General features: G+C 69.0%; 12 protein-coding genes. 5 read left to right on the top strand and 7 right to left on the bottom strand.

Annotated elements, in window-relative coordinates; genetic code table 11:
- Positions 1-17: 17 nt before the first annotated feature.
- From OG884_RS14495 to OG884_RS14475, 5 genes are all read right to left on the bottom strand, one after another.
- On the bottom strand, positions 18-608 hold the full coding sequence (locus OG884_RS14495; protein WP_326645867.1) for a GNAT family N-acetyltransferase: 591 nt from the start codon (positions 606-608) through the stop codon (positions 18-20).
- 5 nt (positions 609-613) lie between these two features.
- The gene (locus OG884_RS14490) at positions 614-1,600 is read right to left on the bottom strand and encodes an aldo/keto reductase (protein WP_326645866.1); all 987 of its coding nucleotides are present in this window, start codon (positions 1,598-1,600) and stop codon (positions 614-616) included.
- A 34-nt stretch (positions 1,601-1,634) separates the two neighbouring features.
- Positions 1,635-3,311 carry a PH domain-containing protein gene (locus OG884_RS14485; protein ID WP_326645865.1) on the bottom strand — a complete coding sequence of 559 codons (1,677 nt, stop codon included), beginning with the start codon at positions 3,309-3,311 and terminating at the stop codon, positions 1,635-1,637.
- On the bottom strand, positions 3,308-3,838 hold the full coding sequence (locus OG884_RS14480) for a PH domain-containing protein (RefSeq protein WP_326645864.1): 531 nt from the start codon (positions 3,836-3,838) through the stop codon (positions 3,308-3,310). The genes OG884_RS14485 and OG884_RS14480 overlap by 4 nt, the downstream gene beginning before the upstream one ends.
- 189 nt (positions 3,839-4,027) lie before the next feature.
- The gene (locus OG884_RS14475) at positions 4,028-4,360 is read right to left on the bottom strand and encodes a hypothetical protein (RefSeq protein ID WP_326645863.1); all 333 of its coding nucleotides are present in this window, start codon (positions 4,358-4,360) and stop codon (positions 4,028-4,030) included.
- A gap of 409 nt (positions 4,361-4,769) precedes the next feature.
- On the opposite strand from OG884_RS14475, the gene OG884_RS14470 reads away from it, so the two are divergent.
- From OG884_RS14470 to OG884_RS14450, 5 genes are all read left to right on the top strand, one after another.
- Positions 4,770-5,300 carry a GNAT family N-acetyltransferase gene (locus OG884_RS14470; RefSeq protein ID WP_326645862.1) on the top strand — a complete coding sequence of 177 codons (531 nt, stop codon included), beginning with the start codon at positions 4,770-4,772 and terminating at the stop codon, positions 5,298-5,300.
- Positions 5,301-5,367: 67 nt separating this feature from the next.
- Positions 5,368-6,477, top strand: a complete 1,110-nt coding sequence (locus OG884_RS14465; RefSeq protein WP_326645861.1) for a DegT/DnrJ/EryC1/StrS family aminotransferase — start codon at positions 5,368-5,370, stop codon at positions 6,475-6,477.
- Between the two features lie 34 nt (positions 6,478-6,511).
- A complete protein-coding gene (locus OG884_RS14460) occupies positions 6,512-7,921 on the top strand; it encodes an NDP-hexose 2,3-dehydratase family protein (protein ID WP_326645860.1) in 1,410 nt (469 codons plus the stop codon).
- A gap of 95 nt (positions 7,922-8,016) precedes the next feature.
- The gene (locus OG884_RS14455; RefSeq protein WP_326645859.1) at positions 8,017-8,640 is read left to right on the top strand and encodes a dTDP-4-dehydrorhamnose 3,5-epimerase family protein; all 624 of its coding nucleotides are present in this window, start codon (positions 8,017-8,019) and stop codon (positions 8,638-8,640) included.
- A 67-nt stretch (positions 8,641-8,707) separates the two neighbouring features.
- Positions 8,708-9,700: a Gfo/Idh/MocA family protein gene (locus OG884_RS14450; protein WP_326645858.1), complete on the top strand. Its 993-nt coding sequence runs from the start codon at positions 8,708-8,710 to the stop codon at positions 9,698-9,700.
- Between the two features lie 50 nt (positions 9,701-9,750).
- On the opposite strand, the gene OG884_RS14445 is transcribed toward OG884_RS14450, so the two are convergent.
- Both OG884_RS14445 and OG884_RS14440 read right to left on the bottom strand, forming a co-directional pair.
- Entirely contained in the window at positions 9,751-11,316 is a 1,566-nt protein-coding gene (locus OG884_RS14445) for a glycosyltransferase family 39 protein (protein WP_326645857.1), read from the bottom strand.
- A gap of 42 nt (positions 11,317-11,358) precedes the next feature.
- Positions 11,359-12,915 carry a 4-hydroxyphenylacetate 3-hydroxylase family protein gene (locus OG884_RS14440; protein WP_326645856.1) on the bottom strand — a complete coding sequence of 519 codons (1,557 nt, stop codon included), beginning with the start codon at positions 12,913-12,915 and terminating at the stop codon, positions 11,359-11,361.
- Positions 12,916-13,027 lie beyond the last annotated feature (112 nt).

The raw sequence follows: 13,027 nt of genomic DNA, 5'->3' as shown, positions 1-13,027 counted from the left end.
CGATGTCCAGCGGGCCGTCAGGACACCTCAAGAGGCCGGGGCGGCGCGGCCCGCCAGCTCAGCGGCGGGGGAAGCACGCCGGTGGCGTTCCGGTCGATGTACTCCTCCCACTTCGGGCGCTCGATCTCGAAGTTGTGCAGGTCCCACAGGCGCCCGCGGAAGTACATGTGATCGCGCAGGGCGCCGATCTCCTTGTCGCCCCCGGTGATCCCGAAGGAGGCGAAGCTGGCCTCGGTGGTCTGCCCGATCACCCGGTCGACGTTCAGTGTGGCGAAGGCATAGTTGATCATCAGCAGGATGGCCTCGGAGCCCACGCCCAGCCGGGCCCGCTGGGGATCCAGGTAGACGGCGCATCTGACATGCCCGGCCGGGTCGAGCGCGTGCAGGCCGGCGAAGCCCAGACGCTCGTTGGTGGCGGTCGTGGAGATGTGGAAGGCGGCGTGGGCGCGCATCGTTCCCCGGCCCGGCCGTACCGCCGGGCGGACGCTCTCCACCCCCGTACGTACGAAGATCTGGGCGAAGCCGGCCTGGTCGGTACCGCTCGCGGGGTGGAGCACGACACGGCGTGACGCCGTATGCGGAAAGATCAACTTCTTGGGTCCTGTCATCTGGGTCAGCTCCGGTGGGTCGGCGAGCCGGTGGAACGGAGCTGGTCCCAGCTCATCTCGCCCATCGCCGATGGGAGGTGGTGGATGTCGCGTAGATCCTCGGGGGTGAGGAGCAGGTCGACCGCGGCCGCGTTGTCCCTGAGCCAGTGCCGTCGCCTCGTTCCCGGGATGGGGACGACGTTGCCGCCCTGAGCCATCGTCCAGGCGATCGCCACCTGCGCCGAGGTGACGCCGTGCCGGGCGCCTATCGCGCGCAGGCCCTCGACGATCGCCTGGTTGACGCTCATCGCGTCGGGGCTGAAGCGCGGGTCCCGGTTGCGGGAGTCGTCCGCGCCCAGGGCGGTGTGGTCGACGTGGCCGGACAGGTACCCGCGGCCCAGCGGAGCAAAGGCGAGGAACCCCACGCCGTTCTTCTGACTCCACGGCAGGACGTCGTCGAGGGTGCCCGTGGACCATACCGACAGCTCGTACTGGACCGCGGTGATCGGGAACACCGAGTGGACCAGCTCCAGCTCCTCGCAGGTGGCATGGGAGATGCCGAGCGCCCGGACCTTGCCCTCGGTGACCAGCTCGCCCAGTGCTCCCCAGGTCTCGACGAGCGGGACGGCCGGGTCGACCCGGTGCAGCTGGTACAGCCCGATGGAGTCGGTCCCGAGCCGGCGGAGCGAGCCCTCACAGGCGGTCCGCAGGTACTCGGGACGGCCGTTGCGACGGAACCTGCCGTCCGGCCCGACCACCAGGCCGCACTTGGTGGCGATCGTCACGTCGTTCCGGTGTGATCCGAGCGCGCGCCCGAGCAGTTGCTCGTTGGTGTACGGCCCGTAGACGTCCGCGGTGTCGAAGATGTCGATGCCGTAGTCGATGGCCCGGTGGATGACCCGGACGGACTCCTCGTCGTCCCGGTCGGCCGGCCCGTAGCCGTGTGACATCGAGCTACAGCCGAGGCCGATCGCGCTCACGGAAAAGTCGTCCGTGAGGTTGGTCTGGCGCATTTCTACCTCCTGTCCACCAGGTAGGTGAGCGGGGTCAGCTGGACGGGTTGTCGTTGACCAGGAATTCGGACACCAGTTCCGGGGTCCCGCCGTGCGCGAACGTCACGGCCTGGTCCGCGGCGACGTCCGGTATCTCGTACGAGCGAGCCCCGGCCGCGGTAGACACCCGGATGGTCATCAGCCCCAGCGCGCGCTGCAGGAGCGACTGGCTCAACGTCCAGCCGATCACTCCCCGGCACTGCAGCACGACCGTGTTGCGCCGCACCACCCCGGACCGCATCACCAGGTACGGCCCGGCCAGCGTGTGCCCCAGTGACCGGTACGCCACGAACGCCAGAAGGCAGGTCACCGGCATCAGCGCGACGGGGACCAGCCAGATCCGGCCGGGGACGGCACCGGTCGCCCCCAGCCAGGCCAGCAGGCCGGCGACGACCCCCGGCACGTAGACGGCCCAGATCAGCCGGCGGTACAGCGCGGTGCGCGGGTGGGCGCGGAGCTTCGCCTCCAGCGGCCGGTGCTCGTCTCCGAGGACCAGGACCGCCACCCGGCGCGCCTCGCCGATGGGCGCGCGCGGCAGGATGCTGCTGGACGCGTCGCTCCCGGGGATCCACCGCAGCCCGGTCGAGATGACCTCCGTCTCGGCCAGTCCCATCCATCGGGAGAGCAGCGGTTCGCTGATGTGGACCCCGCGCAGGCGCCTGTCGTCGCGGTACACCTCGCGGGTGCCGAACAGCCCCTGCCGGGTGAGCAGCGCCGTGCCGCCGTCGTCGGTCGTGGTGCGGACCAGCTCGAAGTTCCACTTCTCCTTGAAGAAGGTGATCGTCAGGCCGATGGTGCCCACGACGAAGCAGCCGATGGCCCCGACGGCGATCGACCAGCCCAGGCCGAGGTCCTCCCAGCCGACCGCGTTACCGATGATCTCCCAAAGGTCGACGTCGAACATCTGCAGCGTCAGGCTGGTACTCAACAGGAACAGCCCCGCGGCCAGGAAGGACCAGATACTGATCACGTTGTACGGGATCCAGGACCAGCTGAGCCGCGCGATGACGGTCTCCTGGGGCGCCGGGCGGTCGTTCTCGGGAATCACGTCCTCGCGGGGATCCGCGCTCCCCCGATCGCGCAGCAGCTCGTCGCGGAGCTCCTCGGCCGCCTTCTTGGGGATGGCGTCGAGTTTGAAAGAGGTGCGCGCCTCGCCGGAGGCGATGTGCAGCACGCGGAGCCCGGCGATCCGGTGCCGGAACTTCGCGGTGGTGTCCACCGTGCGGATCCGGTCCCTGGGGACGGAGCGGTACTTGCGGACCAGCACCCCTCGGCGGATCTCGACCCGGTCGGTGGTCAGCCGGTACCTGGTGGTCAGCCAGCGCCGCAGGTTCAGGATGCTGACCGTGGTGCCGACCACGGTGATGATGAGGACCGGCCAGGCGTCGAAACCCCGGTCGAAGACGAACATGGTGAGAAAGCTGGGGATCAGGCTGAGCACGAATCTCAGCCCGTCGACCCACGCCACCCGGCCGCTCAGCCGTTGCCAGCCCACCCCGTCGTCGATCACCTCGTCGATCACCTCGTCGACCACCTCGACGGCCTCGGCCGCCGCCTTCGCGGTCGGCGGCGGGTCGGCGGGTGGTGGGTCGGCGGTCGGCGGCGGCGGGTCGGCGGGTGGTGGCGGCGGGTCCGTCCGGAGCGGTTCGTCCGCCGACCGGGTGGTGCTCACGTGGCATCTCCCGGAGTGGCCTGGGTGATCTCGGTGAGCCGGCGCGAGCACTCCTTGGCCACCCCCGCGTCCAGCCCGTCGATGGTGATCCCGCCCTCCCTGGAGGCGGTGGTCACCTTGAGCGTGGCCAGGCCCAGCACGCTCTGCAGCGGACCCCTTCTGGTCTCCACGGATTGGATGCGCGAGATGGGGGTGATCCGCCACTCACGGGTGATCCAGCCGTTGAGCGCGTAGACGGCCTGGTCGTTGATCTCCCAGCGGTGCACCAGATAACGCCAGGTCGGCATGACCGCCACGTTCACCGCGTAAATCGCCGAGAAAATCCAGATCACCGGGCCCAGCCACGGCCGGGTATCCGGAACCAGCACGTACAGCACGCTGAGAGCGCCGACGACGAATATTCCCCAGATCAGCGCGTTGAGCGTCCACATAAGGATCGACCGCTGCTCGATCCGATGCCTCGGGGGGTGCAACCTGAGTGGTTCCCGGGCCGGTTCGGGAGAGATCGCGTGCGATGTGTCAGGCATATCGTCATCCTGGGTCAATGGTACTCCGGGCGCAATGAACAGCCTGCCGATAAAAGTGGCCCCAGTGGCATTCCATGGATTATTCCGCGGCCGTTCTCCCAGGCGCATTGTTTGGCCGGCGGACACCCGGGATTCCGGTTCTGCCGCCACTGCGCTGTCTCGCTGGCGGGACAGCGCACGGGTCGGCGGCTAAACCGGCGACGCCTGCTCCCGGGGTGCTTCCGCGGCTCCCTGCTGCTTCTCCTGATCGTCCTCCACGGTCAACTTGACGATGAACTCCGCGAGGTCGCGGAACGTCTCGCCCTGGAAGCCCTCGAACCGCTCCAGCAGCTTGAGCTGCGTGGTGTTCTCCAGCTCCAGCAGGATCTGGACCATCGAGAACGAGTCGAGGTCGTGCAGCGACTCCGGCTGCGGCACATCGGGCTGCTCGGCGCAGATCATTTCGGCGGTACCCCGGACCATGCGCTCCACATCGTCGACCAGGGTGAGGTCGACATCGGTGGCCAGGTCATTGTCTGACATATCTTTCGTCCTTTCGTGCGGTCGCGGTGATGCCCACGCGAGGTCCGAATCGACAAAGCTTGGAAGTGCTTTCGCGGGCCCGCTCCTAAACGGGGCTTTGTCGGCGTACGCCTAAACGCCGACGACAGTAGTCACGGCCTCATGCCGGGGGCAATAGCGTTGGCCCCGTTCGCCGTTCTTATCCGGCTACCCGAAATAACCGGCGGGGTGCCGGTGACCGTGCCGATGTGATAGATCTGGTGAACACCCGAAGGATTTCCGGCCGACGTACTGATTCGGTGTGCGTCCACCTGTCCCGCCGGCGGGACAGGCGATGGTCCATGCGCGTTTCCCGAAAATCTGTGCCATTGGCGCGTGAATTCCATTTCATGTCGCCGGAGCTCGGCTCCGAAACGAGGATGACCAAGAAATGTTGTTTCCGTACACCGAGTCCAGGCAGATCGAGTTGCGGCCCGCGGGCGGCAAGGACGCCGCCAAGGTCTACGACATCCTGTTCCGACTGGGGCACAGCGGTCTGCCGGTGATCGACAGGTTCGTCGACACCTTCGGCCAGGGGTTGTCCGCCTGTTTCCTGGTGCACCGCAAGGACACCGGGGAGGTCGTCGGGTTCAGCACGCTGTCCGAACTCGCCCCGGCGGGCCATCTCAAGGCCGACGTCCACCTGGCCGGCCAGCCGGACGGGATCCGGACGGACGCGGCCGCGCTCACGGTCAACTTCGCCTTCGCGATGTGGCGCACTCGCAAGGTCTACTTCCACGCCACCGATCCCGGCGTCGAGAGCCTGGGGTTCGCCGAGCCGTACGCGCTGATGGTCGAGGCGGAGGCGGTCCTGCCCAGGCACACGTACTTCCACGGCCAGGTGCTGGACGTCCACGTCTTCGCGATCTACCGCGAAGCCTGGGACGTGCATGGAGTTGACCTGCTCAAGCACATCGTCTGAAACCCGTCGTCCGAGCCCGCGGCCAGCTGCTGGACGGGCCCTCGCGCATTGGAGGTGACGTGCCCCGATGACCCTTTTCGTGTGGGGTTATTTGCCGGAGTACGAGAAGGAACGCGACGACATCCTCGACGCGGTCGACACGGTGTTCCGTTCGGGCCGACTGGTGCTTGGGCCGAGCGTACAGGCGTTCGAGGAGGAGTTCGCCGCCTACCACGGCGTCCCGCACTGTGTGGGCGTCGACAACGGCACCAACGCGATCGTGCTCGGCCTGCGCGCCCTCGGCGTCGGAGCCGGTGACGAGGTGATCACCGTCTCGAACACGGCCGCCCCGACGGTCGTCGCGATCGACGCGGTCGGCGCGACGCCGGTGTTCGCCGACATCGATCCGGACACCTACCTGATGAACGTCGAGCAGGTGGCCGCCCTCGTCACCGACCGCACGCGATGCATCGTGGCGGTCCACCTGTACGGGCAGTGCGTCGACATGGCGCCGCTGGAGGCGCTCGCCGCCGAGCACGACCTGCCGATCCTGGAGGACTGCGCGCAGGCGCACGGCGCCCGCCACCACGGCCGGATCGCCGGCTCGATGGGGCAGGTCGCGGCGTTCTCCTTCTACCCCACCAAGGTGCTGGGCGCCTACGGCGACGGCGGCGCCACCATGACCCGGGACGCGGAGGTGGACGCGAACCTGCGCCGCCTGCGCTACTACGGGATGGAGAGCCAGTACTACGTCGTCTCCACGCCCGGATACAACAGCCGGCTGGACGAGGTGCAGGCCGAGATCCTGCGCCGCAAGCTGACCCGGCTCGACGACTACATCGCCAGGCGGCGGGTGATCGCGGCCCGCTACGCGGAGGCCTTCGCCGGCACCGACCTGGTGACCCCGAAGACCGCCCCGGGCAACGACCACGTGTACTACGTCCACGTGGTGCGTCACCCGAAGCGGGACAGGATCCTTGAGGCGCTCAAAGCGCACGGCATCGTGTTGAACATCAGCTACCCGTGGCCGGTGCACACCCAGTCGGGCTTCGCGCACCTCGGCTACCGGAAGGGTTCCCTGCCGGTCACCGAGACGGTGGCCGACGAGATCTTCTCCCTGCCCATGTACGCCTCGCTCTCCGACATCGACCAGGAACGGGTCATCGACACGCTCCGCGACGTCCTGGCGAAGGTCTGAAGGAAATCGCACCGAGGACGGGAAGGGACCCATCATGACGCGACTCGCGGCTTCGCGCGCGCAGACCGGGGAGGCGGCCGGTGCGCCGACGCGCCGGATCTCGGCGGCCGACGACGGGGCGCTCATGTCCACCGAGGAGTTCCACGACTGGTGGGCCGACCGGCACCGCAGCGGTCGCTTCATGGTGGAGCGGATCCCCTTCTCCCGGCTGGACGACTGGAACTTCGAGCCGGACACCGGCAACCTGGCGCACGCCAGCGGGCGCTTCTTCACCATCGAGGGCCTGCAGGTCCGCGACGGCGGCCGGGAGACGTGGTCACAGCCGATCATCAACCAGCCGGAGATCGGGATTCTCGGCATCGTGGTGAAGGAGTTCGACGGCGTCCTGCACTGCCTGATGCAGGCGAAGATGGAACCGGGCAACATCAACACGCTGCAACTGTCGCCGACCGTCCAGGCGACCCGGAGCAACTACACCCAGGTGCACCGCGGCGCGGGCACCAGGTACCTGGAGTGCTTCGTCGGACCGGCCCGAGGTCAGGTGCTGGTGGACGTCCTGCAGTCGGAGCAGGGGGCCTGGTTCTGGCGCAAGCGCAACCGCAACATGGTGGTGCTCATGACCGGCGACGTGCCGGTGCACGAGGACTACCGCTGGCTCACCCTGGCCCAGATCCGCGAGCTCACCCAGGTCGACAACCTGGTCAACATGGACGCCCGCACGGTCCTGTCCTGCCTGCCGGTCGAGCTGCCGGAGGATGAGGACGCGTCGACCGGAGACCCGTTCAGGGACGCGCTCATCCGCTCCTACCGGTACCGGCCGGACGACGTCGGCGCCGGCGAGGTGCTGAGCTGGTTCACCGAGGCGAAGACCCGGTGCGACTGGACGGCCCGCCTGGTGCCGCTGGCGAAGGTCGGCGGCTGGGAGCGGACCGACGACGAGATCACCGACGGTGAGGGCCGGCACTTCCGGATCATCGCGGCCGAGGTGGAGGCCGGGACCAGGGAGGTCAAGCGGTGGACCCAGCCGCTGCTGTTCCCCCGCGGGGAGGGGCGCGCGTTGTTCGTCGCGCGACCCATCGGCGGGGTGCTGCACCTGCTGGTCCAGGCCAGGCCGGAGTTCGGCCTGATGGACATGGTGGAGATGGCGCCGACCGTGCAGCTGCTGCCGGGGGCGGGGGTCACGGAGATCGAGGACCTTCTGCTGCGTGACGTCCTGGCCGACGCGACCATGCGCTACGACGCGGTGCTCTCCGAGGAGGGCGGGCGCTTCTACCAGGCCCTGACCCGCTACCAGATCGCCGAGGTCGGCGAGGACTTCTCCCTCGATGTGCCGGCGAACTTCCGCTGGATGACCGTCCGCCAGCTCACGGACCTGCTGCGGCACGGCCACTACCTCAACATCGAGGCCCGCAGCCTGCTCGCCTGCATGCACAGCCTGTACTGATCGCGGGCTCCCGTGCGGGCCGGGCCGCGTAGCCATCGGAAGGCCGGCGAGCCGATCGCCGGCCGTGACGTTCTCATTCAGGAGTGTGGTGCCGGATGTTCGACTCGATGATGGTGACCGAGCTGTCGGTGCCGGACGCCTACCGGTTGACGCCGACCAAGCACGACGACCGGCGCGGATACTTCTACGAGGCGTTCCGCTCCGAGGTGATCTCCGATGCGATCGGCTACCCCTTCACCGTCGGCCAGGCCAACTACTCGTCGAGCCGCCGCAACACGCTGCGCGGCATCCACGGCACCGCGCTCCCGCCGGGTCAGGCCAAACTGGTCACCTGCGTGCGCGGCGCGGTGCTGGACGTCGTGGTGGACCTGAGGGTGGGCTCGCCGACGTACGGGAAGTACGAGACGACGCTGCAGGACGAGAAGTCCGGCATCGCGGTCTATCTCGCCGACGGTCTCGGGCACGCCTTCCTGGCGCTGACCGACGACGCCTGCATGAACTACCTGTGCTCGGAGGCGTACGAACCGGGCACGATGCTCGAGATCGATCCACGGGACCCTGAGATCGGTATCCCGTGGGGTCTCACCGAGCCGCCGATCATGTCGGACAAGGACGCGGGCGCGCCCACCCTGGCTGAGGCGGCGGCCAAGGGGCTGCTCCCCACCTACGAGGATTGCCTGGCGCACTACGCGGCGCTGAAGGCCGGTCCGCAGCGCTGAACCGGGATGCCGCGGTGGGTTCGCGCGATCGCCTTCTGTCCGTCCTATGCCGAGTGGAGTCGCACCAATGATCAGTGTCAGCACCGACCGGCTCCGCATGGGAGTCATGGGATGCGCGGACATCGCCTGGCGGCGGACCCTTCCCGCGATGGTGGCCGACGCGGACGTGCAGGTCACCGCAGTCGCCAGCCGTGACCTGCGGAAGGCGACCGCGTTCACCGACCGGTTCGGCGGCGTCCCGCTCAAGGGGTACGAGTCGATGCTGGACCGTCCGGACGTCGACGCCGTCTACATCCCGCTGCCGGCGCTGTTGCACGCGGAGTGGATCGAGCGGACGCTCGAATCCGGCAAGCACGTCCTGGTCGAGAAGCCGATGACCGACAGCCAGGCGGAGACGAGCAGGCTCCTCGCGCTGGCCCGCTCGCGAGGGCTGGTGCTGCTGGAGAACTACATGTTCCTGCACCACTCCCAGCACGCCGCGGTACGCAAGCTGGTCGCCGACGGCGCGATCGGCGAGCTGCGCGGCTTCGCCGCCGCCTTCACCATCCCGCCCAAACCAGAGGGTGACATCCGCTACCAGCGTGATGTCGGCGGCGGCGCCTTCCTGGATTTCGGCGGCTACCCGGTCCGCGCGGCGGTGCACTTCCTCGGCGGGGATCTTCAGATCATCGGCGCCGTCTTTCGGCACGACCAGAAGCAGGACGTGGTGATGTCCGGGAGCGTCCTGCTCTGCACGCCGCAGGGCGTCCCCGCGCAGCTCACCTTCGGTATGGAGCACTCCTACCGGAACGACTACCAGCTCTCGGGCAGCACCGGCCGGATCCTGCTGGACCGGGTGTTCACCCCGCCGGAGACGCACCTTCCGGTGCTGCGGGTCGAGCGCCAGGACCACCGTGAGGAACTGGTCCTGCCGGCCGACCACCAGTTCGCGAACGTGATCGGCGCCTTCGTGCGCTCGGTGCTGCACGGTGGCGACGTCCGGCCGCAGCAGGAGGGAAGCCTGCAGCAGGCGGCCCTGATCGAGCGGATCCGGCAGGTGGCGCTGCACTTCGAGGCCTGACGGGTATGCGTGAGGGCGGGCCGGTGGCCCGCCCTCACGCATGTGGTCCTTCAGGAGCCCGGTCTGGCCCGCCGGGCGGCGTCCTCCCGCTTCAGCAGCGGCCAGATCCGGGACCAGGCCGCGGTACGGCCCTCGCAGAACCAGATCGGAGTGCCGATTCCGAGGCCGATCCTGCCCTCGACGGTGCCCACCTGCCGGACGCCGGAGAACATCGACCGCAGCTCATCGTCCATCCTGCCGACGTAGAGGACGGGGCCCGGCTCCTCCGGCGGGGTCGCCAGGTAGCCGTATCCGCGGTGCCCGCTGTACGGGTGCGGCAGCCCCTGCCTGGTGCCCAGCACCTCCAGGGCGCCCGCCTGCCAGAAGTATCGGGTGAGGACCGTGGTCCGGTCCCGGGTGGCCGGTGGCAGCGCCTGATAGGCCCGGGTCACCGAGTTCGCGAACTCCGGCCAGCCGAGCTGGAGGAAGGCCTCCAGCATGTCCGACCGTTCCTGCGGGGTGGTCGGCTGCCTGAGCTCCGCGACCGGGGTGATCGGCAGCTGCACCAGCGGCAGCAGCGCCGCCAGCACGAAGACCGGCCGGCTGACGGTCCAGCGCCACCAGCGGGCCGGCCGGTGCCGCTCCATCCGTACAGTCGCCGCCGCGAAGACGAGGGGGAACACCCCGCCGACGTAGGTGAAGCGGCCGCCGGCCGCGAGCAGGACGGCGATCACGCCGAGCACGGTCCAGCCGAGAAAGCGGTGGTCGCGCAGGTCGGGGGCGCGCAACAGCGCCCACAGGCCGTAACAGAACAGCACCGTCCCGACCGGGATGCCGGTGACCACCAGCAGCAGCGGCAGGAACATCGGCCGGCCGCCCCAGAGCATCTCGTTCTCTCCGGTCAGCGCGGCGGCCACCTGGAGCTGCGGCCATCCGTGAACGGTCTGCCAGACCAACCCGGGCACCGTGGCGACCACCGCGATCGCGGCCCCCGCCCACAGCGCCGGTCGCCGCAGCAGGTCGCGCGGGCCGACCGCGAGCACGCTCACCGCCAGAGCCACCCAGAAGACCGGGATGAGGAACTTGACCTGCAACGCCACGGCCGTGACGACGCCGGCCCACAGCAGCGGCAGGTCGGCGCTCCGGCCGGTGCGTCCCTCGCCGCGTAACCGGACCCAGCGGACCACCAGCAGGCCGGCCGTCATCCACAGCACGACGTCGAACGTCTCGGTGTCGAGCCTGCCCGCCTGGCCGAGGAACGCGATCGCGTAGGCGGCGGCCGCCATGACCTGCGCCCGCCCCCGGCCGCCCATCTCCCGTGCGATCTGCGCGGTGACCACGACACCGGCCGCGACCACGAGCAGGTCCAGCAGCCGGAGCGCGAGCAGCGAACCGGGGAACAGGGCGTCGGTCAGCGCGGCCAGTAGCGGCACGAGCGGCGGCTGGTCGGCGTATCCCCAGGCCGGCTGCCGGCCGGCCGCGATGAAGTAGAGCTCGTCGATGTTGTAGCCGTAGCCGTCGATGAGCAGCACCACCGGCACGACGACGGCCGCGACGAGCAGCGCCAGCGGTTTCCAGGCGAGCGGGTGGTACTCCCAGCGGGGCCGGGCCGACGGCTCAAGCGCGATGATGGCCAATGATGGTTCCTCCGTTGTGGGCGATGTCTCCGTGGGGCGGCGTCAACGCGCGTGGCCGGGCAGGCCCTCGGGGCCGATCAGGTCGGGACGGGTCCACCCGTCGAGGTCGTACTCGGCCATGCACTGCTCGGCGAAGCCCTTCAGCGCCTGGGCCTGCCCGCTCGCCGCGTAGGACTGCAGCGTCTGCACCCGGATGCCCTCGTGGTCACCGGCGTAGCTGCGCTCGTAGAGTTCGTGGCGTCCGGCGAACTCGGTGCCGACGCAGTCCCAGAGCAGCTTGAGCAGCTTGACCCGGTCGATGGCCTGGATGCCCCGCGAGCCGCGCAGGTAGCGGTCCAGGTAGGGGCGTACGTCGGGGTTCTTCCAGTCGGCGGCGTGCGAGTTCAGGTAGATCAGGCCGCTGCCGAGGGTCTGCTGGAGGATCTCCTTGATGCGGGGATAGCCGACGCCCATGAACGTGCGGTACGCCATGGCGTAGTTGAGGTTCGGCTGCACGGCGCCGCCGTTCCACGAGGTCGGCGACTTGGCCATCGCGTCGGACAGCCCCCAGAACAGGTCACGCCAGTTGAGGATCTCGCCGATCTGGGCCTGCACGCCGCGGAACGTCGAGACGCCGGTCGCCTCCACGCCCTTCATCGCGCAGCCCGCGATGAAGTCCAGCTTGACGGCCAGCCGCGCGCAGCCGTGGAAGGTGAAGCGCTCCAGGACACCGGATCCGGCGGAGAAGGAGTTGGCCGCGCCGGCGTCGTACATGAAGACGTTCTCCCAGGGCACGTGCACCCGGTCGAACACCATGATGCTGTCGTTCTCGTCCATCCGGCTGGACAGCGGGTAGTCGAAGGGGCTGCCCTGCGCCGCCGCCGCCTGCTCGTAGGAGGTGCGGCAGATGAACTTCAGGCCGGGAGAGTTCGTCGGCACCGTGAAGACCAGGCCGAACCTCTTGTCCCTGAGCGGGAGGCCGAAGTGGGCGATGAAATTCGCGTTGGTGATCGCGGACCCGGTCGCGACGACCTTCGCGCCGGACACGATCAGGCCGGAGTCGGTCTCCTCCTCGACGTGGACGCACACGTCCGCGGTCCGGTCGGCCGGCCGGTCCCGGTCGACGGGAGGATGCGCGATCGCGTGGTTGAAGTAGAGCAGCCGCTCCTGCGCCTCCTTGTACCAGCGCAGCGCGTTGTCCTGGAACGGGTGGTAGAAGTCCGCGTTGGCCTCCAGGGTGCCGAAGAAGCCGGCCTTGTAGTCCGGGGTGCGGCCCATCCAGCCGTAGACGAGCCGTTGCCAGGCGACGATCGCGTCCCGGGAGGCGACCAGATCGGCCGCGGAACGGGCCGTTTTGAAGTACGGATGGGTGAATCCACCGTTTCCCGTGTCGGTCGGCACCCGCAATACATCCGCGGCCTCCGGTTCGTGTAGCGCGTCGTACAGCCGGGCGATGGAACGCGCGCTGTTACGGAAGGCCGGGTGAGTGGTAACGTCCGGCACGCGCTCGCCCCCGATATATACCTCGCGGCCGTCGCGCAACGACTCCAGATATTCCGCACCGGTCATCGGCCGAACATTATTCAGCGGGCCCGCCGGAGCGGGCAAAATGGTGGTCATCTCGGCATTCTCCTTCGCGTGCGGGGGGCGGAGCGGCCATGGCACGCTCCCCGGCAGCCCGCGTCGCCCGGCTGTCCCGCCGGCGGGACAGCTCCCATCCATCGTCTAATAG

It is taken from the genome of Streptosporangium sp. NBC_01755, assembly GCF_035917995.1.
Taxonomy (GTDB): Bacteria; Actinomycetota; Actinomycetes; order Streptosporangiales; family Streptosporangiaceae; genus Streptosporangium.
The sequence above is the reverse complement of the archived record's forward strand: the minus strand, read 5'-3'. Positions and strand labels throughout refer to the sequence as shown.

Bases quoted from the DNA above. Each gene is read 5' to 3' on its own strand.
- OG884_RS14470 (WP_326645862.1), top strand. From the start codon at position 4,770: ATGTTGTTTCCGTACACCGAGTCCAGGCAGATCGAGTTGCGGCCCGCG.
- OG884_RS14460 (WP_326645860.1), top strand. From the start codon at position 6,512: ATGACGCGACTCGCGGCTTCGCGCGCGCAGACCGGGGAGGCGGCCGGT.
- OG884_RS14465 (WP_326645861.1), top strand. From the start codon at position 5,368: ATGACCCTTTTCGTGTGGGGTTATTTGCCGGAGTACGAGAAGGAACGC.
- OG884_RS14490 (WP_326645866.1), bottom strand. From the start codon at position 1,600: ATGCGCCAGACCAACCTCACGGACGACTTTTCCGTGAGCGCGATCGGC.
- OG884_RS14455 (WP_326645859.1), top strand. From the start codon at position 8,017: ATGTTCGACTCGATGATGGTGACCGAGCTGTCGGTGCCGGACGCCTAC.
- OG884_RS14480 (WP_326645864.1), bottom strand. From the start codon at position 3,838: ATGCCTGACACATCGCACGCGATCTCTCCCGAACCGGCCCGGGAACCA.
- OG884_RS14475 (WP_326645863.1), bottom strand. From the start codon at position 4,360: ATGTCAGACAATGACCTGGCCACCGATGTCGACCTCACCCTGGTCGAC.
- OG884_RS14450 (WP_326645858.1), top strand. From the start codon at position 8,708: ATGATCAGTGTCAGCACCGACCGGCTCCGCATGGGAGTCATGGGATGC.
- OG884_RS14440 (WP_326645856.1), bottom strand. From the start codon at position 12,915: ATGACCACCATTTTGCCCGCTCCGGCGGGCCCGCTGAATAATGTTCGG.
- OG884_RS14495 (WP_326645867.1), bottom strand. From the start codon at position 608: ATGACAGGACCCAAGAAGTTGATCTTTCCGCATACGGCGTCACGCCGT.